23 protein-coding genes are annotated in these 25,014 nt (G+C 70.2%); 11 read left to right on the top strand and 12 right to left on the bottom strand.

Going from position 1 to position 25,014, the window contains the following annotated elements; genetic code table 11:
• Positions 1–249: 249 nt before the first annotated feature.
• Positions 250–630 carry a hypothetical protein gene (locus ACIBK6_RS37165; protein ID WP_399057033.1) on the top strand — a complete coding sequence of 127 codons (381 nt, stop codon included), beginning with the start codon at positions 250–252 and terminating at the stop codon, positions 628–630.
• Between the two features lie 7 nt (positions 631–637).
• Here the strand turns inward: ACIBK6_RS37165 and ACIBK6_RS37160 are convergent, their stop codons facing one another.
• The 4 genes from ACIBK6_RS37160 to ACIBK6_RS37145 form a co-directional block, all read right to left on the bottom strand.
• A complete protein-coding gene (locus tag ACIBK6_RS37160) occupies positions 638–793 on the bottom strand; it encodes a hypothetical protein (RefSeq protein ID WP_399057031.1) in 156 nt (51 codons plus the stop codon).
• 18 nt (positions 794–811) lie between these two features.
• Positions 812–1,459: a hypothetical protein gene (locus ACIBK6_RS37155; RefSeq protein WP_399057029.1), complete on the bottom strand. Its 648-nt coding sequence runs from the start codon at positions 1,457–1,459 to the stop codon at positions 812–814.
• 292 nt (positions 1,460–1,751) lie between these two features.
• Positions 1,752–2,138, bottom strand: a complete 387-nt coding sequence (locus tag ACIBK6_RS37150; protein WP_399057027.1) for a hypothetical protein — start codon at positions 2,136–2,138, stop codon at positions 1,752–1,754.
• Positions 2,138–2,362 (bottom strand): hypothetical protein, encoded by a 225-nt coding sequence (locus ACIBK6_RS37145; RefSeq protein WP_399057025.1) that lies wholly within the window; start codon positions 2,360–2,362, stop codon positions 2,138–2,140. The genes ACIBK6_RS37150 and ACIBK6_RS37145 overlap by 1 nt, the downstream gene beginning before the upstream one ends.
• A 146-nt stretch (positions 2,363–2,508) precedes the next feature.
• On the opposite strand from ACIBK6_RS37145, the gene ACIBK6_RS37140 reads away from it, so the two are divergent.
• The 5 genes from ACIBK6_RS37140 (at position 2,509) to ACIBK6_RS37120 (ending at position 9,226) form a co-directional block, all read left to right on the top strand.
• Entirely contained in the window at positions 2,509–5,970 is a 3,462-nt protein-coding gene (locus tag ACIBK6_RS37140) for a DNA polymerase III subunit alpha (protein ID WP_399057023.1), read from the top strand.
• Positions 5,971–5,975: 5 nt separating this feature from the next.
• Positions 5,976–7,025 carry a DNA polymerase thumb domain-containing protein gene (locus ACIBK6_RS37135; protein ID WP_399057021.1) on the top strand — a complete coding sequence of 350 codons (1,050 nt, stop codon included), beginning with the start codon at positions 5,976–5,978 and terminating at the stop codon, positions 7,023–7,025.
• Between the two features lie 10 nt (positions 7,026–7,035).
• Positions 7,036–7,527: a hypothetical protein gene (locus tag ACIBK6_RS37130; RefSeq protein ID WP_399057019.1), complete on the top strand. Its 492-nt coding sequence runs from the start codon at positions 7,036–7,038 to the stop codon at positions 7,525–7,527.
• Between the two features lie 893 nt (positions 7,528–8,420).
• On the top strand, positions 8,421–8,912 hold the full coding sequence (locus ACIBK6_RS37125) for a MarR family transcriptional regulator (protein ID WP_399057017.1): 492 nt from the start codon (positions 8,421–8,423) through the stop codon (positions 8,910–8,912).
• Positions 8,909–9,226, top strand: coding sequence for a replication initiation protein, RepL2 (locus tag ACIBK6_RS37120; protein WP_399057015.1), 318 nt, complete (start codon positions 8,909–8,911; stop codon positions 9,224–9,226). The genes ACIBK6_RS37125 and ACIBK6_RS37120 overlap by 4 nt, the downstream gene beginning before the upstream one ends.
• Before the next feature lie 962 nt (positions 9,227–10,188).
• On the opposite strand, the gene ACIBK6_RS37115 is transcribed toward ACIBK6_RS37120, so the two are convergent.
• Together ACIBK6_RS37115 and ACIBK6_RS37110 are read right to left on the bottom strand one after the other, a co-directional pair.
• Entirely contained in the window at positions 10,189–11,577 is a 1,389-nt protein-coding gene (locus ACIBK6_RS37115) for an RNA-guided endonuclease InsQ/TnpB family protein (protein WP_399057013.1), read from the bottom strand.
• A 246-nt stretch (positions 11,578–11,823) separates the two neighbouring features.
• On the bottom strand, positions 11,824–12,300 hold the full coding sequence (locus ACIBK6_RS37110; protein WP_399057011.1) for a hypothetical protein: 477 nt from the start codon (positions 12,298–12,300) through the stop codon (positions 11,824–11,826).
• Between the two features lie 529 nt (positions 12,301–12,829).
• Between ACIBK6_RS37110 and ACIBK6_RS37105 the strand changes: the two genes are divergently transcribed.
• Both ACIBK6_RS37105 and ACIBK6_RS37100 read left to right on the top strand, forming a co-directional pair.
• Positions 12,830–14,218: a hypothetical protein gene (locus ACIBK6_RS37105; protein ID WP_399057009.1), complete on the top strand. Its 1,389-nt coding sequence runs from the start codon at positions 12,830–12,832 to the stop codon at positions 14,216–14,218.
• An 85-nt stretch (positions 14,219–14,303) separates the two neighbouring features.
• Positions 14,304–16,217, top strand: a complete 1,914-nt coding sequence (locus ACIBK6_RS37100) for a zeta toxin family protein (RefSeq protein WP_399057007.1) — start codon at positions 14,304–14,306, stop codon at positions 16,215–16,217.
• Here ACIBK6_RS37100 and ACIBK6_RS37095 read toward each other — a convergent pair.
• Entirely contained in the window at positions 16,175–16,465 is a 291-nt protein-coding gene (locus ACIBK6_RS37095) for a hypothetical protein (protein WP_399057005.1), read from the bottom strand. The two genes, ACIBK6_RS37100 and ACIBK6_RS37095, sit on opposite strands and share 43 nt — an antisense overlap.
• 234 nt (positions 16,466–16,699) lie before the next feature.
• Here ACIBK6_RS37095 and ACIBK6_RS37090 point away from each other — a divergent pair, with 234 nt between their 5' ends.
• Together ACIBK6_RS37090 and ACIBK6_RS37085 are read left to right on the top strand one after the other, a co-directional pair.
• Positions 16,700–19,375 carry an ATP/GTP-binding protein gene (locus tag ACIBK6_RS37090; RefSeq protein ID WP_399057003.1) on the top strand — a complete coding sequence of 892 codons (2,676 nt, stop codon included), beginning with the start codon at positions 16,700–16,702 and terminating at the stop codon, positions 19,373–19,375.
• Positions 19,376–19,380: 5 nt separating this feature from the next.
• The gene (locus tag ACIBK6_RS37085; protein ID WP_399057001.1) at positions 19,381–19,791 is read left to right on the top strand and encodes a hypothetical protein; all 411 of its coding nucleotides are present in this window, start codon (positions 19,381–19,383) and stop codon (positions 19,789–19,791) included.
• A gap of 3 nt (positions 19,792–19,794) precedes the next feature.
• Here ACIBK6_RS37085 and ACIBK6_RS37080 read toward each other — a convergent pair whose 3' ends face one another.
• The gene (locus ACIBK6_RS37080; RefSeq protein WP_399056999.1) at positions 19,795–20,193 is read right to left on the bottom strand and encodes a hypothetical protein; all 399 of its coding nucleotides are present in this window, start codon (positions 20,191–20,193) and stop codon (positions 19,795–19,797) included.
• Complete coding sequence (locus tag ACIBK6_RS37075; RefSeq protein ID WP_399056997.1) at positions 20,193–20,459, bottom strand: hypothetical protein; 267 nt, start codon at positions 20,457–20,459, stop codon at positions 20,193–20,195. The genes ACIBK6_RS37080 and ACIBK6_RS37075 overlap by 1 nt, the downstream gene beginning before the upstream one ends.
• A gap of 231 nt (positions 20,460–20,690) precedes the next feature.
• Here ACIBK6_RS37075 and ACIBK6_RS37070 point away from each other — a divergent pair, with 231 nt between their 5' ends.
• Positions 20,691–22,331, top strand: a complete 1,641-nt coding sequence (locus ACIBK6_RS37070; protein WP_399056995.1) for an integrase — start codon at positions 20,691–20,693, stop codon at positions 22,329–22,331.
• A gap of 124 nt (positions 22,332–22,455) precedes the next feature.
• Here ACIBK6_RS37070 and ACIBK6_RS37065 read toward each other — a convergent pair whose 3' ends face one another.
• From ACIBK6_RS37065 to ACIBK6_RS37055, 3 genes are all read right to left on the bottom strand, one after another.
• On the bottom strand, positions 22,456–23,472 hold the full coding sequence (locus ACIBK6_RS37065; RefSeq protein ID WP_399057065.1) for a YaaC family protein: 1,017 nt from the start codon (positions 23,470–23,472) through the stop codon (positions 22,456–22,458).
• Between the two features lie 351 nt (positions 23,473–23,823).
• Positions 23,824–24,444, bottom strand: a complete 621-nt coding sequence (locus ACIBK6_RS37060) for a hypothetical protein (protein ID WP_399056993.1) — start codon at positions 24,442–24,444, stop codon at positions 23,824–23,826.
• A gap of 202 nt (positions 24,445–24,646) precedes the next feature.
• On the bottom strand, positions 24,647–24,994 hold the full coding sequence (locus ACIBK6_RS37055; RefSeq protein ID WP_399056991.1) for a hypothetical protein: 348 nt from the start codon (positions 24,992–24,994) through the stop codon (positions 24,647–24,649).
• Between the last annotated feature and the right edge of the window lie 20 nt (positions 24,995–25,014).

Genomic DNA, 25,014 nt, shown 5'->3' with positions numbered 1-25,014 from the left:
GGAAGAGCGACACGTGGGACTCCCGCCCCTCCCCCGAGGCGGTTCGTGTTTCCGGCCCTGACGCCCTCGCCTCCCGCCGGGCGTCAGGGCCGACATATCGGGCGACGTCGCATCGGCAGTGACGTTCCGGTGCCGAAGACGGTTGGACTCAGCATCGTCCGCCGTTCAGGAGGTCTCCCTGTGCCGAGGTGTGTGAGGGTCCGCGCATTGTGGGCCGCTGCGCTGGCCGTTGCCGGTCTCGCTGTTGCTGTGGCTCCGGCGTCGCCCGACGCCTACGTCGATGAGCGGGCCAACGTGTGCCGGGCCGAGGCCGGCAACCCCTGCGCGTACGGGCTGGTCGTCACCTCCTGGCACCGCCCCGGCTCCGGACCGCGCACCGTGAGCTGGGTCTACGCCACCCGCAGCCCGGTCAACCCCCGCAATCTGGCCCGCTGGTGGTACCAGGCCCCCGGTGGAGCCGCCCGGGTCGGCGGGAGCTGGCGCGGGGGCCGGATCGTCAAGTCCTGGACCGAGACCACCTGGGGATCCGGCGGCCACGACCACCTCGGGCCCGAGCTCCCCGCGGGCAGCCGGATCTGCGTGGAGTTCAACTACGGCGCCACCGCCCGGCCCTGCATCACCCTGCGGTAGAGCAGCCCTACGGTTTCGACTTCTTGCGTCGTCCCGGTGTGGGTTCCTGGCACTGCGGTGACCGCTCGTGCAGCGCCGTACGCACCAGGAGGTCGGCGATCGGCGCGCCGGGCTGGGCCGCTTCCCGGCGCAGCGCCTGGCAGATGGGGCAGTTCTTCTTCACCCGTCTCTTTCCGAGGTGTCATTGCTCGTCGGGGTTGAGGCGCAGCCATGCGGTGAGGGCGGCGTGCAGGTCGAAGACCTGGGCGCGGGCAAGGGGCATCGGTTCGTTGTAATGGAGGCATACGGCGTCGGGGGTGATGGTGTAGCCGGTGCCGTGGTGGTGGCGGGCGGAGAGCGGGCTGCCCTGGGCCAGGACACGCAGGTACTGGTCGCTGCGCGGGCTGCTGGGAGCAGCGCTCCGCCAGGCGCGGGCGGTGGCCGGTGCGGGGCGGACCGGCTGGCCGATCGCCTGGTAGAACGCGGTGATCGCGTCTTCCAGGGGGCGTAGGCCGGAGGGTGCGGCGCCGGTGAACGCCTCGATCACCTGGGCGGTGGAGGCTTCGTCGACGCCGTCGTCCAGGCGGACCGCGGCCGGGGCGATCATGATGCGGGTGTAGGTGTGCTGCTGGGTGTCGTGCAGCCGTCGCAGCAGCATCACCGACTCCTGCGCCGGATGGCCCCCCGGCTTGGACGGGAACCGTTTGACGTCGCGGGCACAGTGCAGACGGCCGGCCATACCGAGCGCGCCGGAGCTCTTGTGGAGGAACCCGGACTGGGTGACCACCGCGGTGATCTGACGGCCGGTTGTCTGATTGGCCCTGCGGAATCCGATGACTGCCAGTGCCATGCGCGCCCCCCGTGCGGTGCCTTGCGCCGATTCTGGCCCCGCCCGACCACGGAGGGTGCCGGTTTCGCGGAGCCGCCCCGAAGAGGGGGCGCAGAGCCCGCGGCGAGCGCCGGGCACGTTCTGCGGGCGGCGGTCAGGCCGTGCCCCGGGGCCATGCGTCGAGGGTGTGTTTCCGGCCGTCCGGATGCTGCTCCTAACAGGCGGACCGTCGCCGTGGCAGGGGTGGTGCCGTAAACGTACGTTCTGCGTGGTCCACGGCTCGAATCTACGCAGCGCCTGTGACAACCGGATTTCAGGTGGTGGCCCAGGAGCGCAGGCGGGCGGCGGTGGCGCGCAGGGTGAGCGTGCCGGTGCGGATGTCGCGGACGAGGTCGGCCATCGCGCCGGCGGGGGGTTTGGCGGGTTCGTTGGAGTGGTGGAGGTAGCGCAGGGCTAGGGCGGATCCGACGAGGCCGTTGTAGTCCGTCAGCGGCCTGAGGGCGACGAACATCTGCAGCAGGACGGCAGCCCGCACCGGTGCTTCGAGGTAGAAGGGCTCGCCGGCGTGGAGTTCGTAGGCATGGCGGTGGACCGCGGCGGCCAGCGCGCCCCAGTCGTCGATGCCGGTCTCGCGGCCCGAGCGCTGTTCGAAGTCCTGCAGGGCGTCCTCGATCCAGCGGGCGTCGATGCGCAGGAACATCAGCGGCTTCCGGCATCGAAGGCGTCGTCGAACTCGGCGAGCAGGCCGGTCATGTCGTCGACGAGGCCGGCGACGAAGGCGTCGCGGGCGGGGTCGACGTCGCTCTCGATGAGGCCGGAGACGTAGGCCTGCATGGTGACGCCCCTGCGCTGGACGCGTTCGGCGAGGAGTTCGTGGGTGCGGGCGCGGACGCGGACGTTGAGCTGCTTCTCATCGGCTGCCATCCCCCCAGGCTAGCAATTGCTAGCAGACGAGGGGGCGGACAAGACCTTACTTCTTGTTCGAACACCCATTCGGTTCTGTGGGCTATGGTGGATATCTGGCCACTGGGACAGAAGGGGCAAGGGGGCATAGAGCGCTGGAGGAGCGGATGGGCGGGTTTGTGCATCTGCATGTCGCGTCCGGCTATTCCGCCCGGTACGGCGCCTCCCACCCCGAAGCCCTCGTGCAGCGGGCCGCCGAGCGCGGCATGGCGGAGCTGGCGCTGACCGACCGGGACACCGTGGCCGGAATGGGGCGCTTCGTGAAGGCCTGCGCCGCCCACGGCATCCGGCCCATCCTCGGCGTCGATGTCGCCGTCACCCCCCACCAAGCGGCCGGACCTGGCGCGCGCCGCCGTACCCCGGTGCGCGGCGGCGCCCACGTCTTCGAGCCGCCGCTGCGCATCACCCTGCTCGCCCAGAGCATCGAGGGCTGGGCCGGGTTGTGCCGGCTGGTGTCCGCCGCGCACGCCGAGGCCGGGGGCGGGCTGCCGGTGGTGTCCTGGCCGATGCTCCACGCCCACGCCGGGCCGGGTCTGACCGCGCTGCTCGGCCCGGCCTCCGAGCCGGTTCGCGCCCTCTCCGCCGGACGGCCCGACCTTGCGGCCCAGCTGCTGGATCCGTGGCGGGAGCTGTTCGGTCCTGCGCTGCGCCTGGAGACTGTCTGGTACGGGCTGAGCGGCACCGGGCCCGGCTCGCTTCGGCTGGCCGGGCGCAGCGTGCAGCTCGCCGACCAGCTCGGCATCGAGGCGGTCCTGACCAACGCGGTCCGCTACGCCGATCCCGCCCAGTCCCGGGTCGCCGACGTCCTGGACGCGGCCCGGCTGCTGCGCCCCATCCCCTTCCGCCACACCGACCAGCTGGATCCGGGTGAGCGCTGGCTCAAGGACCCCGGCGCGATGGCGGCCGCCGCCGAGCGGATCGCCCAGGCCGCGGGCGCCGGGCCGGGGCGTGCGGTGCGTCTGGTGGAGGCGACCGTGCGTGCCGGGGAGGAGTGCCGTCTGGATCCGGTCGCGGACTGGGGGCTTGGCCGTCCGCATTTTCCCGAACCGCATGTGGTGGGTGCGGGCAGGGCGGCCGGGGAGGGGATGGAGTTGCTGCGCCGGCGCTGCGAGGCCGGGATGGTGGCACGCGGCCTGGACCGTGACGAGCAGGCTGTGCGCCTGTTGGAGCATGAGCTCGGCGTCATTGAACGCCTGGGCTATGAGGCGTACTTCCTGGCAGTCGCTCAGGTCGTGGCCGATGTGCGGGCGATGGGGATCCGGGTCGCCGCGCGGGGCTCCGGGGCGGGCTCGATGGTCAATCACGCCCTGTTCGTGGCGACGGCGAACCCGATCAGTCACCGGCTGATGTTCGAGCGGTTCATCAGTGTGCGGCGCAAGAGTCTGCCGGACATCGACATCGACGTGGAGTCCGCGCGCCGCCTGGAGGCGTATGACCGGATCTTCGAGCGGTTCGGACCGCAGCGCGTCGCGGTCACCGGCATGCCCGAGACCTACCGGGCCCGCTTCGCGCTGCGCGACACCGGACTGGCGCTGGCGATCCCGCCCGACCAGGTGGACCGCATCGCGAAATCGTTTCCTCATCTGCGGGCCTGCGACATCACGGGTGCGCTCGCCGAGCTGCCCGAACTGCGTGGTCTGGCCGCCGAAGCGGCGCGGTACGGGCCGCTGTTCGAGCTGGCCGAGCAGCTCGACGCGCTGCCCCGCGGTTATGCGATGCATCCGTGCGGCGTGATCCTCAGCGACCGCTCCCTCCTGAACCGGCTCCCGGTGCAGCCCACGCCGGGCGGCAACTACCCGATGGTCCAGGGCGACAAGGAAGACGTCGAAGACCTCGGCCTGCTCAAGCTCGATGTGCTGGGCGTCCGAATGTTGTCTTCGATGGCACACGCCGTCGCCGAGATCCGCCGCACCAGCGGCGAGACCATCAACCTCGACGACCCGAAACAGGTGCCGCTGGACGACTTCTGGGCGTTCAAGATGATCCAGAACTCCGACACCGTCGGCATGTTCCAGCTCGAATCCCCCGGCCAGCAGGACCTCCTCGGCCGCCTCCAGCCCCGCGACCCGCAGGACGTCATCGCCGACATTTCGCTATTCAGGCCCGGCCCGGTATCGGGCGGGATGCCCTCGATCTACATCGCGGCGCGGCACGGGGCGGCCCCGGTGTATCCGCACCCGGATCTGGAGCCGGTGCTGCGCGACACCTACGGCGTGACCATCTGGCACGAGCAGATCATCGACATGGTCGCCATACTGACCGGCTGCGACCGCGCCCTGGCCGAGGTGTTCCGGCGCGCGCTGGCCGATGCGGCCCGGCTGCCGAGGCTGAAGGAATGGTTCGAGCGGGAGGCGGGAGCCCGCGGCTACTCCCCCACCGTGCTGGCCGAAGTCTGGGCGGTGATCGAGTCGTTCGGAGCGTACGGCTTCTGCCGGGCACACGCGGTCGCGTTCGCCGTGCCCGCGCTGCAGTCTGCCTGGCTGAAGGCGCATCATCCGGCGGCACTGTATGCGGGGCTGCTGGAGCACGATCCGGGGATGTGGCCGGCGAGGGTGATCCTGGCCGACGCCCGCCGCCACGACGTACCGATCCTGCCCGTCGACATCAACCACTCCCACACCGACCACCGCGTCGAAGCCGATGACGATGGCCGGCTCGGGGTGCGCCTGGCGCTGTCCGCGGTCAAGGGCATCCGCGACGACGAAGCGATGCGGATCGCGGCGGGGCAGCCGTATGCGTCGGTGCAGGACCTGTGGCAGCGCGCCCGCCCCTCCCTGCCCACCGCCGAACGCCTCGCGCAGATCGGCGCCCTCACCCCGGTCGCAGGCACCGCGACCCGCCGGGATCTGCTGCTGCAGATCACCGAACTGCACCGCCAGACGCGCGCCCGCCCCGGCACCGGCCAGCTCCCCCTCGACACCACCCCCCTCACCAGCACCGGCAGCGGGCTGCCCGAGATGACCGGTCGCGAGCAGCTCGGTGCCGAGCTGGAGATCCTCTCCATGGACGTCTCCCGGCATTTGATGGACTATCACCACCGGCTGCTGTCCGAGCTCGGCGCGACCCCCGCCCGCAACCTCGCCCAACTCCATGCCGGGCAGCGCGTCCTGGTCGCGGGCGTGCGCGCCTCCACCCAGACCCCGCCCATCGCCTCGGGCAAGCGCGTCATCTTCGTCACCCTGGAAGACGGCACCGGCCTGGTCGACATCGCGTTCTTCGAGGACAGCCACCCGGCCTGCGCACACACGATCTTCCACTCCGGGCTGCTCCTCATCCAGGGCACCGTGGAGCGCCGCGGTCCCCGGCGCACGGTGGTCGGTCACCGTGTCTGGGACCTCGACGAGCTCGCCGGCGAGCGCCGCGACAACGGCTTGGAAGCCGCCCTGGCGCTCATCGGCGCCCTGGCACTCCAGCCCACACCCGCCCAAGACGAGGAGCAGGAGCAGCGGACTCTGGTCAACGGCACTGCCGGGGCGCGTCTGCATCCGTATGCGGATCTTCAGCCTGCGGGGACTCGTTCCGCCGACCTGACGGCGCTGGGCCACACCAGCCAGGGCAGCGCCGGGTGAACGCCATGAACGGAAGCCGTGCGCGCTGCATCATGCGGATCTTCTTCCACGTCGGGCAGGACCAACATCTGGACCAGGACGAGGTGTTCGGGCAGCTCCTGGCGCTGGTCGAGGACTTCACGCCCCGCTACCAGGCACGGCCCCAGGACCTGTCGGCCGACCTCGACCTATCCGGGGCGCTGGGCTACCTGAAGCGCACCCCGTACGAGGCCGGTCAGGTCCTGGCGCTCCGCGCGCTCGCCCTGCATGGAGTGGTGACGACGATCGCTGTGGGGAATTCGGTGATGGTCGCGGCGATGGCGGCCGCGGTCACCGCGCCCGGCCGCATCACCGTCATCGACCCCGACCCGGCCGCCGTCGACGCGTTCCTGCGCCCCCAGCCGGTCGCGCTCCTCCCCGGTGTGGGCCCCGCAACGGCCCGGACGCTCAAACGCTTTGGCATCCGCACGGTCGGGGAACTCGCCGACACCCCGCCCGCCACCCTGGCCCGCATCCTGGGTGCCACTCCGGCCCGGGAACTGCACGCTCTGGCGCACGGCGTCGACGACCGTCCCGTCCAGCGCGAAGCCCTCATCCGTACCACCTCCTGCAGTCGGCGCTTCCCCAGCGACGAGCTCGATCCCGCCGCCCACCACCGGGCGCTGCTCGCCCTGGCAGACGAGCTGGGCCTGCGCCTGCGCGCCGCCCAGGAAGTGTGCAAAGGCCTGGCCATCGTGGTGCGGTACGCCGACAACTCCTCCACCACCCGCAGCAAACGCCTGCCAGAACCAACCGCACACACCACAGCCCTCACCCACACCGCCCTCGACCTCTACCACGCCCTCGGGCTGCAACGGGCCCGGGTGAAGAGCATCGCGCTGCGCGCCGACGGCCTCACCGCCGCCGAGACCGCCTTCCACCAGCTGCTCCTGGACCCCGGCGACGGCAAGCGCCGCCGCATCGAGGTGGTCACGGATGCCGCCCGGCGCAAGTTCGGGCCCCACGTGCTGCGCCCCGCCGTCCTGGCCGATGCGCCCACAGCCGACCGCCGCTCTGCCCGCCGTCCTGCCGTATGAGGAGACTTTTGTGCGCCTGGCCCGTTTCACCCAGTTCTGCATCCAGACCCTGCCCCAAGGCGGCCCGGACATCACCTCCGTCGACCCGTGGCAGGGTGACGACGCCCCGGTGGCAGGCTTCACCGTCACCTTCGCCACCAAAAGCCGCCTCTGGCTCCAGGTAACCGGGAGCCCAGCCCCCGGCGCCTCGGCCGACGACAGCGACACTCCCGTCAGCGGGCCCGCGCCCGAACACATCCCGCTGCCCGCGCTGTTCGACGAGGCGAACAAGGTGAGCCCCCAGCGGGCCGAGGCCTACCTCACGGCCGTCCTCACCAACTCCGACAGCACCGAGATCGCCCAGGTCTACGGCTACAGCCACCGCACCGACCAGCCGGCCAAGAACCCCGGCATCGGCGCCATCCTCCACAACGGAGCACGCCTGTACGTGCCCTTCGTCCACACCGCGCAGCCCGGACAAGACCGCGGCCGCAACCCCTTCCGCCTGCAAGCCACCTTCTGACCACCAGCCGCACCAAGCGACACCCCCGGCGTCGGCGAGACGCGAAATTTGCGGCCGGCCGCCAACGTGCGGGAGACGACCGGCCGCTCAAGCGCCCTCGGGAGCACTCCAGCTCACCGTAAAACCGATCCCCGTTGCACGCCTGTCGTGACGCCTACTCATCAGCGGAGTTCCAGCCGAGTACTCCCACATGTACCACGCGCCAACTGGTACCCAGATGTGTACACCTGACGGAAGATAACGATCATGAATCCCGGCCACAGAAAGCCAGCCATAGCGCACCTGAACACGTAAATCGAGGGAGGGAGGTTCGGCCCGCCCCCACCGGCCCCTGCCACGTATTCCCCTTGCCGCTTGCGCCCCACGTCCATGGTTCCGCAGTCGACCTTCGGTGCGCGCCACCACGCGGAGCCCCGCAGCGCAGCGAGGAGTGGAGCCGGTCGCCGGTCCAGCGCGGCGTAGGCGCTGGCGGGGGTGTGGGGGCGGAGCCCCCGCGAAGCCTCAGCCCTGGTCATGGTGGTCCAGGCGAGGCGCCCCGACACGCCGAGATGAGTGCGGGGATTGGGAGCGGATTGTTTCCTGCGGGGAGGGTGGTTTCCATGCATGAAGAAGACGTAACACCAGTAAGCCTCTGACCTGCGGAAACGCGCAGATCGACCCGACTGCATGATCGGGAAACCCGACTGGGGAACCCGGAAACCCGATCCTGGGATCGGATTGACCCGACTCCAGGATCGGGTCACTTACCGCCATGGACAGGGCTCTGGGCGGTATGCGATCCGACTCGGTGCCCGGGTCACTTACCAATCCGGTAATGTCCAGATTGGTAAGTGACCCGGTTCTGGAGTCGGCTTGCGTACCGTCCTGCACAGTGACTCGGAGGCACTCCCCCCATGGCAAAGGCCGCGCGGAAGGTACTCGCCCTCGTCGACGAGGAGACGGGCCAGTACAGCGAGGTACAGCGGGCCTCCTATGCCTTCGACGGACCCCACATCAATGTGGGCATCCGCAAGGGGCGGCAGCTGGCGTCAGGAGCTTCTGGTCTCACGGATCGGCAGTACAGAGTGCTGTCGTGGTACTGGTTCGCTACCGAGCAGAGCCAGGGGCCCGTGACGATGACCGGCACGGACATCGCGAAAGAGCTCGGGATGAGCCCGGACAGCCTCGGTCGTACAGTGAAATTCCTCAAAAAGCACAGACTGCTGGTTGAGGCTGGGGGGATCGGGCGCACCACCTTCTACCGGACGACGCCATACCTTGCGTTCATCGGAACTGGGTTCGAGCATCGCGAGGCGGTCAAGGAGTGGAACCCGCCGGAGCTGACCGTGGCGGAGCCTCGGTCGCGGCGTCGGAAGAAGACGGACGAGGAGGGTGACCCGTCGTGAAGATCCACGACAGTGATGACGTGCTGTTCCTGCTGGAGAGGTCGGCGAAGGACCTGACCCAGTCGCAGCGCCTGGTGGCCCTGCTGTACGCGGCATCGGAACAGCGCGCGGACGGCGCGGTACTGGTCCGGGCATCAGAGCTGGCAGCAGCAGTCGGAATGACGGGACCCGCCTTCTCCCGGACCCGCAAGGAAATGGTGGAAAAGGGCTGGCTGGAGGAGGCAGGGACGATCGGCAGGCTGAAGGTGTACCGGCTGCCGTCAGCAATCTCTCGTCAGCGCGTCGGCGGGCACCTGCGAGTCGTCGGCGAGTAGCACCGTGCAGCGGATTGGACTCCGGGGGCGGAAGACCAAAGGGCTTCCGCCCCTTCAGCATTGCTGATCTCGGCCTCGCAGGGCGCAGGGGTACCGAGTCGGCTGGCCCATCAAACCCTTGGCCCCGGATTGCCGAGGGCTCGCACCAGGCTCGCCCAGATGCGAGGCGGGTACTGCGCGTTCACCGCGGCAACCTGAGGGATGGAACCGTCCCTATGTGCAGAGGGACAAGCACCGCCAGGCCCTCAGGTTCCTTCTGGGCCTCGGGGGACCGACCCTATGTTCGGAGATCGCACTCCGCTTGTTCCTTGTGTAGCCACACGAAGGTGGAACCGTCCGTATGTGCGGGGACCGCACGTACTCAGGAGCGTGCCACACCGACTCCAGGACTGTCCTCACGTGAGGGGATCGCACGTTGCGCGCGGCGCGCAGCTGCTTATACCAGGGGGACCGCCCCTACGTGCCGGGATCGCACGGTTCCTCCGGTGTGGGTTTCGAGGGGTTCTCGGGTTCGCCCCCTACGTGCGGGATCGCACGCCGCGCCAGACCTGGCCGGACCTTGGGAACCGGGATCGCCCCTACGTGCGGGGATCGCACCCCGTCGTCGCGGCGGTCGTCATCGAGCTGGAGGGATCGCCCCTACGTGCGGGGATCGCACTTCGTGCTCGCCGGCGGCGATGTGCTGGATCTGGGATCGCCCCTACGTGCGGGGATCGCACCGTGGCCGACCTGCGGGTCTGTCAGTGGACAGAGCCGGTTTCGACGACTCTCGAGGATCCCGGCATTCCTCGCACTCATACGCACTTTGCACATTTAGGGACGACTGGGAAGTTTCCTTCCCAGGGTGACCCCATCAGGGGTCTTCCCGCTTCGTCCTGCCTGCCTCAGCGCCCTTGCGGGTGTTGGGGACTTACATGCAGTCCACGGGCGTTACAGCCCCTGCTCCAGGGGACTGGCCCGGCCTAGGGCCGGACGGGTGTTGCATGGTTCTTGATGTTATGGGCCGCGTTGGCGTCCCGGCCCATGATCATACCGCAGGCCTGGCAGTGAAACTCACGGTCGGCCAGTGTCTGACCGGTGTCGATCCAGCCGCATCGGTGGCAGGTCTTCGACGAGGGGAAGAAGGCTGGGACGCGCGCGATGGTGACCGCGTGCCAGCGGGCCTTGTACTCGATCTGGCGGTTGATCTCCCCGAACCCGATGTCGAGCACTGCCTTGTTGAGGCCGGCTTTCTGGCGGACGTTGCGTCCGGGCTTGTCCGCGGTGCCCTTCGCGGAGCGGGTCATGCCCTGGGTGTTGAGGCTCTCCAGCGCGATCTCGGCGTACTGCTCGACCAGCCGCTTGGTCACCACATGCTGGGCGCTGGCCCGCCGGGCGGCCAGCACGGCATGGAGTTTGGCGGCCTTGGCCTTCGCCTCCAGGTAGCCGTTGGACTGTTGGGCGGCGCCTTGGACGTGGCGGCGGGCCATGACGCGCTGGGCGCGGGCGAGTTTGCGTGCGGTGTTGGCCAGGAGTCGGGGGTTGTCGATGGTGAGGATTGGTGTCTGGCCAGCGTGGAGGGTAAGTGGGTCGGTGAGTGTGAGGGCGGATTTCACTCCGAGGTCGATGCCGATGCGGCCGGCGGCTTGCTGGCGGCGTGTGGGGCGGGTGGGGAGGTCCTGTTCGATCCGGGCGAGGACGGAGGCGTGCCAGCGGTGTCCGTCGCGGGAGATGGTGAGGCTGGTGATGACGGCTTGGCCGGAGGCGATGAGTGTGGTCAGGGCGCGGGGTGGCTGGTGGAGGCGGACGGTGAAGGCGGGCTGTCCTCCGCCTCCCGGTATGCGCAGTCGCCGGGGGCCGTCGAAGCGTATGTCGGGGGATTTGAGGCTGTGGACGATGCGGAAGGACTCCCGTGTGGCGCCGCGGCGCTTGAACCGGGGGAAGCCCATCGGTGGGCGGCGGCCGGCCAGCGAGTCGAGCCAGTTCTTCCACGCCGTGTCGGCGTCCTCGAACGCGGTGTAGTAGGCCCGGTTGTTGACCCCGTCCCACCAGGCGAACGGGGTCTTCGGCTCCTGGCCCTCGCGGAGGGGCCCGATGAAGCCCTGTCCGCGTGTCTCCCGCCAGTAGGCCTGGGTCCGGTTCCGGTTCGGCACCCGGACCTTCGGCGCCTTGCGGGTCGCCTCCGCCTTCTCCATGCCCTGGGCGATCAGCTGGTCGCGGCCTCGGCGCCATCGGCCGTAGACCGCGACCTTCATTCCGAGCGCGAAGTTGAAGCCGCAGCGGGATGCCGTGGCATACCGGTGCAGGATCTCCACCTGCGCCTCGGTGGGGTCCATGGCGTAGCGAAAGGCCTTGATGATCGTTTCAGTCACCGGTGGATCATCGCTGCCGCCACTGACAATGCAGTTCCGGAGATGCCAAGGGCTGTCCGGGCAGCGTATTTCTGGATGCTTTGCAGGGCGTCGGTGTCGCCGTAGCGAGCACAAGGAAGTCGGTGCTGGTGGTGCCATGAGCGGCACGCCGACGAGGTTGGACGGTTGGGGGTAGCGCGAGTTCGCGGTGTGAACAGATACCGGGCCCAGGCGGAGTTGGCCGTCGGCTAAGCCCGCCCCTGCATCTCACGTGAGCCCGAGTGTCTTCAGTGCAGTGGTCCAGTCGGTGGTGATGGCTTCCTGCGCGGCGGCGAGCGTGATCTTCCCCGAGCAGATCGCGGTGTGGCCCTTCGCCTCGACGACGTCCTTCGGGTTGTTTGGGCCGGCGCCGGACTTGTGGTCGGGGCTTGGCGGCTCGACCCACAGGTTTCGGGCGTCATCAGGGTCTCCGCCCCAGCTCAGAGGCAGATAGTGGTCGTATTCGGCGTCGTTCATCGGCCCTGTGTAGTTGTAGGACTTGGCGTTCGCTGCTTTCTCTGCCCCGGTGATCGAGGCGGGCGGGCGGATCTTCGACGTGTATCCGGGCACGCAGATCGTCGACTTCAGGTTCGCCTGCGTTACGGCCGGATTGCGGGCCCCTGGCGTGCACTTGGTATCGGGCAGCGGCTGCTTGTCCGGCGTGTAGCGGTAGTGGCAGATACCCGGGGCAGGCTGGGCCTGCACGGTGTACTTCGTCTGCGGGCCGGGCCCGTACTGCAGCCCGGCCGGGGCACCACCAGCCGGGCCTTGGGAAGGAGTGGTGGCGGGGCCTGAGTGTGGTGCGGCCGGTTTGGCGTCCGGGGACTTCCCGCCCGAACAGGCAGCAGATGCCGCGGCGAGGAGGACTGCGACGGACGTGACAGCGAGACGGCGGTGGATCCCCACAACAACCCCCAACAAGACGGCGACCCCGCGAAGTTACCGCGAAGGCCCCGCTCCGCATGGGAAGGGGTGCGCGGTCCGCCCGAACGAAGGACCGCCGGATCGACTCACCTTCGTGGCGGCTGTCCTCGCGCGCCCCTTCTTCGGCCGGTCGTGCACCGTCGCGTCTGCGGTGCTTTCAGGGCTCCGGAACCGCCTGAGTGACCCGAATCCGCACGCCTGTCTGGCAGTTGGCCGAAAACCGCTGCACAAGGAGGCCCTCATGCATGTATAAGAGAGTTAGAAGCGCTGCACAAGGCGGCAGCGCTAAGGGCGAATTGAGGAATCAGCGTTGACTCACGTTCTTCCGCTCGCGAACGGCCTGCGCACCGACCACCCGGTGCCGGGCCTGCCCTTCGTCGACGACTCCCACATCCCGCTCGATGAGGGCGCGGAGGCCATCGAGGCCGTCGGCCGTCACGAAGCCAGCGGCATGTGGGGCCGCTATGACGAGAACCGCATCGGCGGTGGCTGGCACGCCTTCACCACCGACCCCCTCAACCACTCCCTGGGCTGGTCGGTGCGCTACCACCCCGACCACGGCCGGACCGTGCTGCTCATGCGCGACGGTGAGACCTCCTCCTGGCACCACCAGTGGGCCAAGGACGAGCTGCTCTTCCGCGCCGGCGGCTACTGGTGGAATGGCACCACCTGGTACCGGCCCGGACAGGTCTGGGACCCGATCGCCCAGGACTACGAGCGCCGCCCGGCCCGCGCGGCCGCCACGGTCAGTGCCGCAGACATGCTCGACGGCCGTGCCAACCCGGACCGGGCATACATCGGCAAGGTCATCACCTTCGACCCCGACGCTCCCAAGCCGGACAACTGGCTCGACCACCTGGCGCTGTGGGCCGCCAGCCGTGCCGACCAGGAGAACGCGCTGCCGCTGGAACGGTGCGTGGTCGACGTCGCCAGCTCCGAACTCACCGGTGGCCAGCTGCTCGGCGCTCCGGAGATGGCGGAGCTCGGCAGTATCACCGCCTCGACGCTGCGCGCCTACATCTCGCGCGGCAACAGTGAGGTCCCCCTGCCGCAGGCCAACGTCGGCGGCCGCGACCAGTGGGCCCGAGCGGTGGCCGAGGACTGGGTCGAATCCCGCCAGCGCTCCTACGAAGGTGTCGGGGCTGCCATGTCCGCGGGCGACCGCGACAGCCTCTCGCCCGGCGCGGCCGCGGTACGCGACCGATTCGCCGCCGACTTCCACCGGACCCTGTTCGACCGGCCCGATGTGCGCAAGCGGTGGGTGCTGCGTCATCGCAACCCGGAGTCCGTCACCGAGATCGCGGACGAACTCGCCTGGTCCGTCGCCACCAGTCTCGACCGGATCATCCCCACCCAGGAGTTGGGGCGGGTCGTGCAGGGGGCGGTGATCAATGACTGGCAGGAGTCCATCGACATGTTCGCCAAACGAGACAAGAACAGCGAGGACCCGCACGCATGGTGGCATCTCAACCTGACGGTGCCGGTGGCCAAGATGCTCGACTGGTACATCCGTCACTTCCCCAGTGACGCCTACGCCCGCATCGGGGACATCCAGCGAAAGGCCCACACGACGTGGGGAACGCCCGCCGTGGACACCCTGCGGTCGCTGCGGTCGGCGCTCTCGCTCGACGGTGAACTGACTGACCAGCAGCGCGAGGTCTACTTCGCGCTGCTCGAACCGCACAAGAACACCAACTGACTATCCCCCGGCGCACGGGGCCCGGCTGCCCGCACGGCGACAGCCTGGCCCCGCGCCGCGATCCGTTCGTCTCAAGGAGAAGTGCGTGAGTTCGCCATCCCAGCCCCTGTCGTTACCGGAGCCGCCCGCGGGCGCAGATCCGGTGAGCGGCTGGCCCGATGCGGTCCTGGCCGCGACAGTGCTGCCCGGCGTCGTATCCGGCGCGGTGCCCCATCAGGAGCACCCGGTGGTGGTGCTGGTCGCGGGTCAGCCGGGCAGCGGCAAGAGCCTGGTGGCCGACCTGGTGCACGCGGCGCTCGGCCGGCGCGGGGGCGCGGTGCGGGTGGACCACGACCAGTACAAGGCCCACCACCCCCACTACCGCGGCTTCCTCGCGGAGGACGTCCGCAGCGCCGGGGTGCGGGTGCGGCCGGAGACCTATCGGTGGCAGGCCGAGGTCGAGGCGCATGTGCGGGCGCATCGGTATGACGCGGTGGTGGAGACGCCGCTGACCGATCCGGCCGCGGCGCGCCGGTCGGTGGCCGCCTACCGGCAGGCGGGCTACCGGGTGGAGGTTGTCGTGCTGGCCGTGCCGGAGGCGGTGAGTCAGCTCGGCGTGCTGGACCGCTACCTGCGGCTGGCCGAGGCAGGCCGGGCCCGCTATGTCGGCTGGCAGAACCACGACGGCGCGGCCGCGGGCCTGCTGGCCTCGCTGGAGGTCATTGAGGCGGAGTGCCTGGCGGACCGGGTCGTGGTGGTGCGGCGGGATGCCGAGACGGCGGGGGAGTTCCTGTACGACAACGAGCTGGCCCCTGCCGGGCATTGGCAGCGCCCGGCAGGGGCGGTCCAGGCCGTGGTCACCGAGCGGGCCCGCCCGTGGACCCCGCAGGAGACCGGAGTATTCCGCCGTCAGCTCGCCGACGCCGACCGGCGCGCCCACCGCACCGCCCCCGACGGACAGTTGCCCGCCGATTGGGGGCTGGCCGTGCAGCGGGACGCCGAGCGGGCCGCCGCCCTCGCCGAGCCGGTCAGGCGTATCGCCCAGCCGCGCAAGGAGGCACCTGGTGTCGACTACCACCGCCTCTCCGCCGAAGAGCACGCATGGATCTTCGACGAGCTGATCGCGCCGGACCTGCTGGAGCAACTCGTGCCGCAGGAGCGGCCGGTGGCCGTGTTCGTGATGGGCCAGCCGGGCGCCGGTACGACCGGTGCCGCTCATCTGGTGCGCCGGGCCCTGCGCGGCCGACCGGTCGTGATCCGACCGGACAGCTTCCTGGCGGAGCATCCGGACTACCGGCAGCTGGTACGGGAGGAGCCGTACCAGGTCGAGGAGCGCCTTCGTGCGGACTACCGGGCCTGGCAGGCCCGTGCCGAGGCGTACGTGCGCGGCCGGCGCAGTGATGCGGTCATCGAGATCACCCCCGTCAGTGCGGCCGAGTTCCTGGCCGGCGCCGCGGTGTACCGGGAGGCGGGCTACCGGGTGGAGCTGGCGGTGCTGGCGGTGCGCGCGGCGGACTCCCGCCAGGCCAGCGTCGTCCGGTACGCCCGAACGAGCCGTAACGGCAGCCGGCCCGCCCGCATCGTCCCCGCCTATCAGCACGACCTCTGCCTCGACGTCCTCGGCCGGGCAATGGCGGCCGCCGAGCACAGCGGCCTGGTCGATTCGGTGGTGGTGATGCGCCGGGACACCCAGGCGCTGCTCCGCACCGAGCGCGCCCCCGGGCGCGGGCAGCCGTCCGGTGCTGTCGGCGTCCTGGCCGCGGAACAGCTACGTCCCTATACGCCCGACGAGGCAGCGCGTTTCATGGCGGAGCAACGTCGGCTGCGCGCCGCGCTGCCGCACGTGCGCGACGAACTCGTGGCCATCAGCCGCCTGGCCCGGCCCCTGATGTCGTTGCGTCTTCAGCCGCCGCGCCTCGCCTCCCCGGTGGAGAACCCGGCCCTGCTGCCGGTGCAACAGGGCCGGGCTCCTGGGCCTTACTGCTCGGCCGCTTCCAGCTTCTCCAGCAGGGCCTCGTAGGTGGTGGTGATCCGGGCCAGCTCCTGCTCGCCGGCGTTTTCCAGCTTCTTCCTGTCCTCGCGGCAGGCGCGTTGATGCTCCGTCAGCTGCTCCAGGCGCTCGGTGTCCGGCGCCGTGGAGCGGCGTTCCGCCAGGATCAGCCTGCTGTACCAGGTGACCACCGCCTCGACCGCCTCGACCGCCGTCTCGTACATGGCGCCCGTGGGGTGGAACGGCTCTGAGGAAGGAGGCAATGCCGGGTCGTTCACGTCAACCGCCTTGGTCGGGAAAAGGGGAGCGGGCAAAAGGATCATTGTCGGTGCGGGCTGGGCATCCCGCCAAGTCGAGCACCCGACGACCCGAATGCGGCGAGTGGGCCCGCCGGAGGTGGCGAGAACCGGTCGGCCACCGGCCGGTATCAGTCTGCGCGCGGCCCGGGCCTGCCGCCCGGCGGCCGGGGGGACGTAGGTTGGCGCCCACGTGATCACACAGGGGGACAACGCATGGATCTTCGCGGGCTGTTCAGCTCCAACGACCCCATCGGCACCGACGAGGCCTTCACCAACCGGCAGGGTCAGTGGAATCTCGTGGCCGCGGCGATCGGGGAGCACCTGCGGCACATCCATGACCCCGCCTTCAACGTCGAGGACCTGGAGGCCCCCCGCGACAACCTCATCGTGTTCAACGGGGTGGGCGGGGTGGGCAAGTCGACCCTGCTGCGCAAGCTGGAAGCGGTGCTCGCCTCCGCCGACCAGCGGCCCGTGCAGTGGGGCGCACCCGCCTGGGCCGGGGAGCAGATCCTGCCCGTCCGGATCGACCTGTCCCGGTCGGCCGGCCTCGACTTCGAACGGACCCTGCTGACGATCCGCCTCGCGCTCGCCGCCCGTCTCGGCCGCTCCCTGCCCTCCTTCGACCTGGCGCTGCGCCGCTACTGGGATGTCCAGCATCCCGGTGAGCCGCTGGAGGAGTACGTCCGGCGCACCGGGCTGGTGGCCCGGTTCGGCAAGGCGCTGCCGCAGCAGCTGCAGGCCGCCGTGGGCGAGGCCGTGGGTGCGCTGCAGTTGCCCGGTCTGGTGGGGTCGGCGGCCGGGCAGGTCACCGCCGCGCTGGTGCGGGCCCTGCGCGAGCGCCGCGAGCGGGCCCAGGCGCTGGCCGGCTGCGCCCGCACCGCGGCGCTGCTGGAGGCCGAACCGGACCTGGAGGCGCTCTCCTTCTATCCGCACCTGCTCGCCTGGGAGATCAGCCGCCTCCCGGCAAAGCAGGCGGTGCTCCCGGTGATCTTGTTCGATACCTTCGAAGACGCCGGTGACCGACACCGTGATTTCGAGCGGCTGCTGCAGCGCGTGGTCTGGCTCCTGCCCAACGCGTTTTTCGTCATCAGCGGGCGCAGCCGTCTGGCCTGGGCGGACGAGACGCTGCAGGGACAGCTCGACTACACCGGCCCTCTGGCCTGGCCCCAGCTGGCCGCGGCCACGGGCCAGTCGGCCCGGGAGCTCGGGAACAGCGGACGCCAGCACCTGCTCGGTGACTTCTCGTCCGACGACTGCGACGCCTACCTCGCCCGCCGGCTCACCCACGACGGCCAGCCGCTGATCGGCCCGGACATCCGCGCGGTGATCGCCCAGCGGTCCCACGGGCTGCCGCTCCACCTCGATCTGGCCGTCGCCCGGTTCCTGGAGATCCGGCGCACCGGCCGCACCCCGGTGCCGGGCGACTTCGACCACACCTTCCCCGCGCTGATCGCCCGAACGCTGTCGGACCTCACCGAGGACGAACGGCACGTCCTGCGCTCCGCCAGCCTGCTGGACGCCTTCGACCTGGAACTCGCCACGAAGGCGGCGGGCCTGTCCCACCAGGCACCGGCCCGCCGCCTGATCGAACGTCCCCTGGTCACCCAGGACCCGTACGCGATCTGGCCCTACCACCTGCACGGCGCGATCCGCGCCGCCGTACGCACCGCGGACGAGGCCACTGGCGACGGCTGGACCCGTGCCGACTGGCAGCGGGCCGCCGAGCGCGCCCTGGCCGCGCTCGGCGAGCAGTGGCGGGCGAGCTCCACCCGGGCGGCCGGCCGCACCTTGCTCATGGCCTGCCTCCGCCAGGGCCTGCGACTGGCCCGCGATCACCGCCTGGACGACCTGGACTGGCTCATCGCGGCCGCGTTCGCCTACGACAGCGACGCGATCTGGGAGCCTCTGGCCCCGCCCGCCCGCGACCAGAACAGCACATCGGACGGCACCCAAGTACCGCTGGACACCCCGGCCGACGCTCTCGCCGACCTCCTGACCACCCTCGCCCGCCGCCAGCATGAACACCGCGAACACACCGTCGAGCGGCTCAGCACCATCCTGGACAGTGGCCTGCTCCCCGGCGACCTCGCCGACATGGCCGTGTACTACCGGGCCAAAGCCGATCGCGACATCGGACGCAACGACGCATCCCGCCGAGGCATGCAGCAGGTCGCCGACGGCGGCCGGCGCTTCGCCCTGCGTGCCCGCCGCGGCCTGGCCCACGCCGCCCGTATCGACGGCGACTTCCCCGCCGCCCTGGCCGCCGCGACCGATCTCGGCTTCGACGGCGGCGAGCAGCGTGTTCTGGGCGACATCTGGTGGGCTCACGGCGACATCGACCGTGCCGTCAACGCCTATGAAATCGCCCGTACCGAGGCCGAGCAGCACGGCAACGCCGGGGAACAGGCCATCGCGCAGGCGCGCCTCGCCCTTGCCATTGCGTTCGCCGACCCGGCCCGTGCCGACGACGAAATCGCCCTGGCCACCCGCCTGCTGGACGGGCTCACCCAGCGCGCCACCACCCTGATCGTCCACATCGCCGCCCTCGTCCGCGACGCCGGCGCCCCCGCCGTCGCCGACCGCGCCCAAGTCCTGCGCACCGAACTCGCCGTCGCCGGGCTCACCTGGCTCAACACGACCCTCGACGTCGCCCTGGCCTTCCACCACGCCGTCTTCGGCGCCCGCCAGGACCTGGCCACCATCACTGACCGGCTGCGCGAGGCGACCGCGACCGGCGGCTACGCCTACTACGCCGACATCGCCCGCTTCATGGCCGCCCAGTCCGCGCCCGCCTCCCCGACCCAGTGGCTGGAGGGGGAACCCGCCGTACACGAACACTGGCAGGCCCTCGTCACGGCACGGCGCGCGTACCTGAACACACCCTCGTGACCGTCATGCCGCAGAGCACAACCGGCCGCACCGGCAGGCCGTACAAGGAAGGTCTTCTCGTGTCTGAGGTATGGATCTCCATCGAACAAACCGGCGATGCCTGGAGGGAGTTGGTCCGCGCCGAGGACGTCCGCAGCCTGTCGATCGACAACAAACTGCGCACGCTCGCCGCGCGGATTGTGGGCCAGGATGCGCCAGTAGTTCTGAGCGGTGGCCGCGATTCCAGCCCCCGCCTGCCCGATCTCTTCGACCTTGAGTTCATCGAGGCCGTCGGTACAGCCCGGCAGCGTCCCGAGCCCGCGCTCGTCGTCTTCAGCGACACCGTCGACGGTACGCCGGCCTGGCAGACCATGACCCGCAAGGAGTACGCGGCGATGCTGGAGGAAAGCCGGGCCATCCTCGGGCGCCAGGCCTGAGCACTACTGGTCGGGGTGGACAGCCTGGACGCCCGTCCGGTCGTACAGCTCCGGGGTGAGAGTGAGCAGGTAGCGGCCAGCAGGAAAGACGGCGGAGGGACGGGCTGCGTGGATGGCGTGGGCGGCCGCCCAGGAGTGCCCGGCATGCCGGAGTTCGGTGGCGGTGAGCGCGGCCCCGGTGTCGAAGGGCTCGATCTGGATGAACCGCAGCCCGTGGATGTAGGAGAGCAGGCCGGGGCGCTCCAGGCTGACCTCGGCCAGGGAGAGCACGGGTGCGTAGAGGGTGCCCAGACCGCCGGAGGCCTGGACGTAGAACGCGGCGACGGCCTCGTTATGAGGGTTCTTGGGGTCGTAGAGGGCGGCGGCGGTCGTGTGGTCCAGGACAACTGCGATCGGCGCCACTACGCAGCCGCCGGGTCCCGGTGTGCGCCGAGGCGCTCCAGCAGGCCCCGGGCCTTCGCCTCGGCCTGCTCGCTGGGCGCCGTGCCCAGCAGGGAGGCGAGCTCGGCGCGCGCCTGCTCGGCGCGCTGTGCGTACTCGGCCCGGGTCGGGCGGTCCGCGGCGAGCTCCTCGACGAACCGGCGGATCGTGGTGCCCTGCTCGGCTGCCAGGGCAGCCAGGCGATCGCGGGCGACCGTGCTGACCTTGATGCTCGTTTCGTCTGCCATACCCCGACTCTACTGCGAGTAGAGGACCGGCGCGGGTGGATCAGCGGCACTGAGGCTGTGGTCCGGGACTGTACGGCGGAAAAAAGAAAAGCCCGCACGCCATCGGTGTGCGGGCAAAAAATGAGGGGCAGTGGCCACAGTGTGGCGAGTGCCCCTTCAAGTCTGATCCGACTTTAGCACAGCAGGAGATCCCGCCTCTTTTGCCTGGTCAGCCTCCGATAGGGTACTTCGATGGTCTCCGTCCCGGTCCCGGACCCCTACGCCCGTCATGTCCTTGCGCGCATGGCCGACTACTTCACCGACGAAGGCACCCCCTGGCCCCGGCGGCTCTGGGACATCGGCTCCGTCCTCGCCCTGGAGGAGCTGTGGGAGGCCGGCTACTGGCAGGCCCACCAGGTGTTGTCCCCCACTGCCTGCGACTGGCAGCGCAACGAGCTGAGCGCCCTGATCGGCCCCGACCGAGGTCTCGGCGACAAGGACCTCCGCAAGGAGATCACCGCGCTGCTCAAGCAGCCGTTGAAGGACCCCAGCCCCGAGCGGCGCCGCCTCAAGGAGATCATCGGGCACGTGCGGTCCGGCTACCTGGAACGGTGGGCCGCTGCGGCCAAGCTGCCCGAGGACCAGCAGGTCAAGCCCGAACGCTTCTCGCGGACCGTGGCCGCTCACCTCCTGGACCTCGGCTACAGCGCCAGCCACCTGAAGAACTGGGCCCGCGGCTTGGACCGGGACAAGGCCACCACGGTGGACATCGCCGAGAGCGCCGCCGAACTGGCCCGCGCCTCCGCCCAGTCCCACAGCGTCCTCGTCGCCCTGGACAGAGTGCCCCACCGCGAGCTTGCCGAGCCTCTGGAGCACTGGCATTCCAAGGGCAAAGTGGTGACCTGGCTCAGGGAGCACGGCCACGACACCGCCGGGTTCCGCGCCGGCGGCGGATTCGTCTACCAGCTGCAGGCCCTCGACCCGTATGGGGCCGCCGAGCAGGCACGTCAGCTGCTGGGCCGCATGACCGCCCGCTCCCAGTTCCTGCGCGCCAGGCGCGGAAGCATCGTGCCGCTCCCCCACATCTGGGTCGCCGGCCACCCCACCCCCGTACCGCTCGATCCCCCGGCCCGCGGCGCCGACGTCCTCTCCCTCGTCCACGAGGGGCACCTCTACAAGGTCGACAGTCGGCGCGGCCGCATCGACGACGCGCTCGAACTCGCGGCCGTCGTCAACCGGGGCGCGCTCGCCCCCGCCGTCGCCGGCGGCTGGGCCGCCGTCGAATCGCTGCTCGTCGACGCCGGTGACCCGCAGGGCGACGGCGAGCGGTCCGGCAAAGCCATCGCCGCCGACCGGATGGCCGCCATCCTCGCCTGCTCCTGGCCCCGCGCCGAGCTGACCACCCTCGCCCACCGCCACCGTCCGCGCCAGCCGGACGACCTGGCGACCGCCATCGAGGCCTGCACCACCAACCGCGAGCGTGCCCGCCTGGTCGCCACCGCCCTGAAGACCGGCGGCGCGGAAGCCCTCGCCCTCACCAAGGCCTCCACCCGCTACACGGACGAGCCCGCAGCCCAGCGCATGGCCGCCCTCGTACAAGATCCGCGCAGGCAACTCGCCGAGGTCACCAAGGCGTTCCGGATCGCCATGCGCCGCCTCTACCGCACCCGCAACATCATCCTGCACGGCGGCGCCACCCAGGGAGTCGCTCTGGAGGCCTCGCTGCGTACAGCGGCTCCCCTGCTGGGCGCGGGACTTGACCGCATCGTGCATGCCGCCTACACCGAAGGCCTCGACCCCCTCGACCTCGCCGCCCGCGCCGAGGTCGCACTCCAGCTGGTCAACGGCGAGACCGGCCTCACCACCGTCGACCTCCTCGAACCGCACCGCTGACCTGGATGTGGAAGGCGACACCGGCAAGGAGCAGGAGCTCCGGAAGGAGCTTTGCCCGTTCCGCTCTCGAAGGCGTCTCGGCCCCGTCAACCGCGATCGGCCGCTCTCGCCCACGGATTCCGGATCAGGAGGCAACTTGTGCCACGGCGTCCCTGATCAGTACCGGCACATGGTCGATCGCGAGCTGCAGAACCCGTTCGATGGGCACCGCATGGGCATTGAGGTCGACATTGGTGCAGGCGGACCACTGGGCAGGCTCGTAGCGGGCAAGCATGGACAGCGTGTACAGAACCGCCCACCAGGCCATGAGGGGATGCAGCTCCTTGGCCATCGGCGAGATGACAGGAAGGAAATAGCGCAGTCCCCCGTGCTCGTGTGTCATGGCCCGCAGGTGCTCCCGCCGTTCAGCGCGGGTGGCAGCTCCCTCGGGCATGGTCCAGTTGAAGCGCAGAGCGCCACTGCCCTCCTCGAAGCGCTCGTACGCCGGCGGCGCGTCCAGCTCCCCGCGGGAGGTGCGTGTTGTCACGTAGCTGTGATGCCGGGCGACGGACGGGTATGAGATGAGGAACTCCGCCAGGGCTTCGCGGGTGCCGGCGTCGATCACACGGTCGGGGATATCGGATACGGGGACGCTGAGCAGCGGATGGTCGTGATGGCCAACGTGGTGCTCGAAGACTGTCAGCGGAGTGAGCCGGGCCCTCTCCGTGAGGGGGTAGGCGATGTTCACGGGCAGCAGGTCCCACACATCTTCCAGGCGTACGGGGTCGGGCCCCCACACAGGTGAGCCCAGCAGCTGGCTCAGCCGGGGGAAACTGCCCTGGGTGCCAGCCCGGTCGGTGCGGATTTCAATGTCGGGAAAGTCCCGGTCGAACCCAGTGGTCTTGATGCCGTGGGCATCCAAGCGCCAGTCCTCGCCCTTGAGTTCCCAGGCCGCGGCTGCGATGGCCCGTCCTGCCTGGCTCAGCCCGTAGAAGACGTGCAGCGGGCGCGTCGCGGGACCCACTGCGGCAGCGGCCTGGAACATCTGCCACGCCTGTTCGAGCGCTGTTGCGTACGTCTTGCGGCGAGAGCCGCTGTTCGCTCTGCCCGGTGGCTCGGACCGGCTGGCCCGCAGCCACTCCCACGCCCCGTCCGTCAACATGCTGATATGCATGGCCGAAAAGGCTACTGGGCAAGGGGTTCCTTGCGATAGCCGATTAATGGGGTGCCCGAGAAGGCATCCCCGGCCAACCCGCGCAGGAATTCGACCAGGTCATAGATCATTTCGCGGGCGAGGCCCGCCGGACTCGGGCCCAGCTCCGTGCGCCTCAATTGTGTTGCCGAGCTGACCGGCCCTCGGCCATGATCCAGATGTCCGAAATGGCGAGGGAGGGGATACGGATGGATAGCGACACCAGGTGGGACTTCGCCCAGAACGTGCGTGCGGACTCGATCTGGGGCTGATTGCCCGGATACACCTGAGCTCCGGCCGAGAAAAGCGGCCGGAGCTCAGTCATGCCCGCACCGGCTCGGCCCGGTGTGCCGCAGTCTGGGCGATGAGCTGGTCGCGGACCGCGAGGACGGCGGTCAACGCGGTGGCGAGTGAGGCGTTGTCCGGATGCATGCGGACCAGCGAACGCAGCGCGATGACCATGCGGATCATGGCTTTGCGAAGATGTTCGAGAACAATCTCGGGCTCGTGGTCGGCCATCGCCTGATCGGCCAGGTCGAACAGTTCCCTCACCGTGATGACGCGACCGCCGTGGGCTTCGTTCTCCTGGGCCGCCACCCTGTCCGCGAGCGGCTCCCACAGAGCCCGGCTGCGCTCGGCGTAGCCGCGAGCACGGCGCATCTTCCTGCGCCGGTGGCCGTGCACGTACAGAGCGAGCGCAGCCATCACTAGACAGCAGCACCCCACCGCCGCAGCCGTCTGCACCAGACTCAGGCGCCTGTCGTCGGGGTACAGCGGGGACACGACATAGCCCGCCAAACCGCCGCTCACCGCACCGCTGGCGCCCCACGAGGCGGGAAGCCAGCGGCTCCCGCCCATCACCAGCCGCGTGATCTCCCCTGCCCACGCGCCTATCAGCGCCATCAACATCGCGATCAGCACCATGCTCAACGGCACCGTCACCACTCCCCTCCCTGCCTGTCGCCTGCCTTCGCCGCCCGACAGCATGCCCGGGGCCCCCGGAGCCGAGGCTGCGCATCACCTGGTCAGGGTCGCACTGCCGTTGGCCCCGGGGATCGCCCCCATCACATACGTGACCGTCCTGTATCCCGCCAGAACGCTTCCTTGCCTCCCGCACCATGCGCCAGCACGGGCTCCTGCCTGTTCACCCCTCGTAAGCGGCACGGTCCCAGTCGGCGCGCGCCCTGTTGGCCAGAAGGGCCCACCCGTCCGGGGCGGGCTGCCAACTGCGCGAGACCCGCGGAACGTCGGCAGCCATCCGCACCAGAGCACGCTCCCACTGCATCGCCTCGGTCTCACGGAGCAGTTGCTCGGCCTTGCGGCTGACGGCCCGGCGGCGGAGATGATGGACCACGTCGGGGCGGATCTCGGGATAGTCACCGGCAACGTCGCCCGGCCACGTCAGCCAGACCCGGCGCAGCAGCCATCCCTGGCAGGCGATGCAGTGGGCGAACTGCAGCCCCTGCAGTGGCGCCCGGAGCACGGGCGGCATGGGCAGCGGCCTGTAGACGG

This window comes from Streptomyces sp. NPDC050485 (assembly GCF_044458185.1).
Classification (GTDB): Bacteria; Actinomycetota; Actinomycetes; order Streptomycetales; family Streptomycetaceae; genus Streptomyces.
The sequence above is the reverse complement of the archived record's forward strand: the minus strand, read 5'-3'. Positions and strand labels throughout refer to the sequence as shown.

Coding starts and splice junctions, on each gene's coding strand:
- ACIBK6_RS37070 (WP_399056995.1), top strand. CDS start 20,691: ATGGTCTCCGTCCCGGTCCCGGACCCCTACGCCCGTCATGTCCTTGCG.
- ACIBK6_RS37055 (WP_399056991.1), bottom strand. CDS start 24,994: ATGCCGCCCGTGCTCCGGGCGCCACTGCAGGGGCTGCAGTTCGCCCAC.
- ACIBK6_RS37090 (WP_399057003.1), top strand. CDS start 16,700: ATGGATCTTCGCGGGCTGTTCAGCTCCAACGACCCCATCGGCACCGAC.
- ACIBK6_RS37065 (WP_399057065.1), bottom strand. CDS start 23,472: ATGTTGACGGACGGGGCGTGGGAGTGGCTGCGGGCCAGCCGGTCCGAG.
- ACIBK6_RS37135 (WP_399057021.1), top strand. CDS start 5,976: ATGAACGGAAGCCGTGCGCGCTGCATCATGCGGATCTTCTTCCACGTC.
- ACIBK6_RS37150 (WP_399057027.1), bottom strand. CDS start 2,138: ATGTTCCTGCGCATCGACGCCCGCTGGATCGAGGACGCCCTGCAGGAC.
- ACIBK6_RS37075 (WP_399056997.1), bottom strand. CDS start 20,459: ATGGCAGACGAAACGAGCATCAAGGTCAGCACGGTCGCCCGCGATCGC.
- ACIBK6_RS37125 (WP_399057017.1), top strand. CDS start 8,421: ATGGCAAAGGCCGCGCGGAAGGTACTCGCCCTCGTCGACGAGGAGACG.
- ACIBK6_RS37155 (WP_399057029.1), bottom strand. CDS start 1,459: ATGGCACTGGCAGTCATCGGATTCCGCAGGGCCAATCAGACAACCGGC.
- ACIBK6_RS37140 (WP_399057023.1), top strand. CDS start 2,509: ATGGGCGGGTTTGTGCATCTGCATGTCGCGTCCGGCTATTCCGCCCGG.
- ACIBK6_RS37085 (WP_399057001.1), top strand. CDS start 19,381: ATGCCGCAGAGCACAACCGGCCGCACCGGCAGGCCGTACAAGGAAGGT.
- ACIBK6_RS37145 (WP_399057025.1), bottom strand. CDS start 2,362: ATGGCAGCCGATGAGAAGCAGCTCAACGTCCGCGTCCGCGCCCGCACC.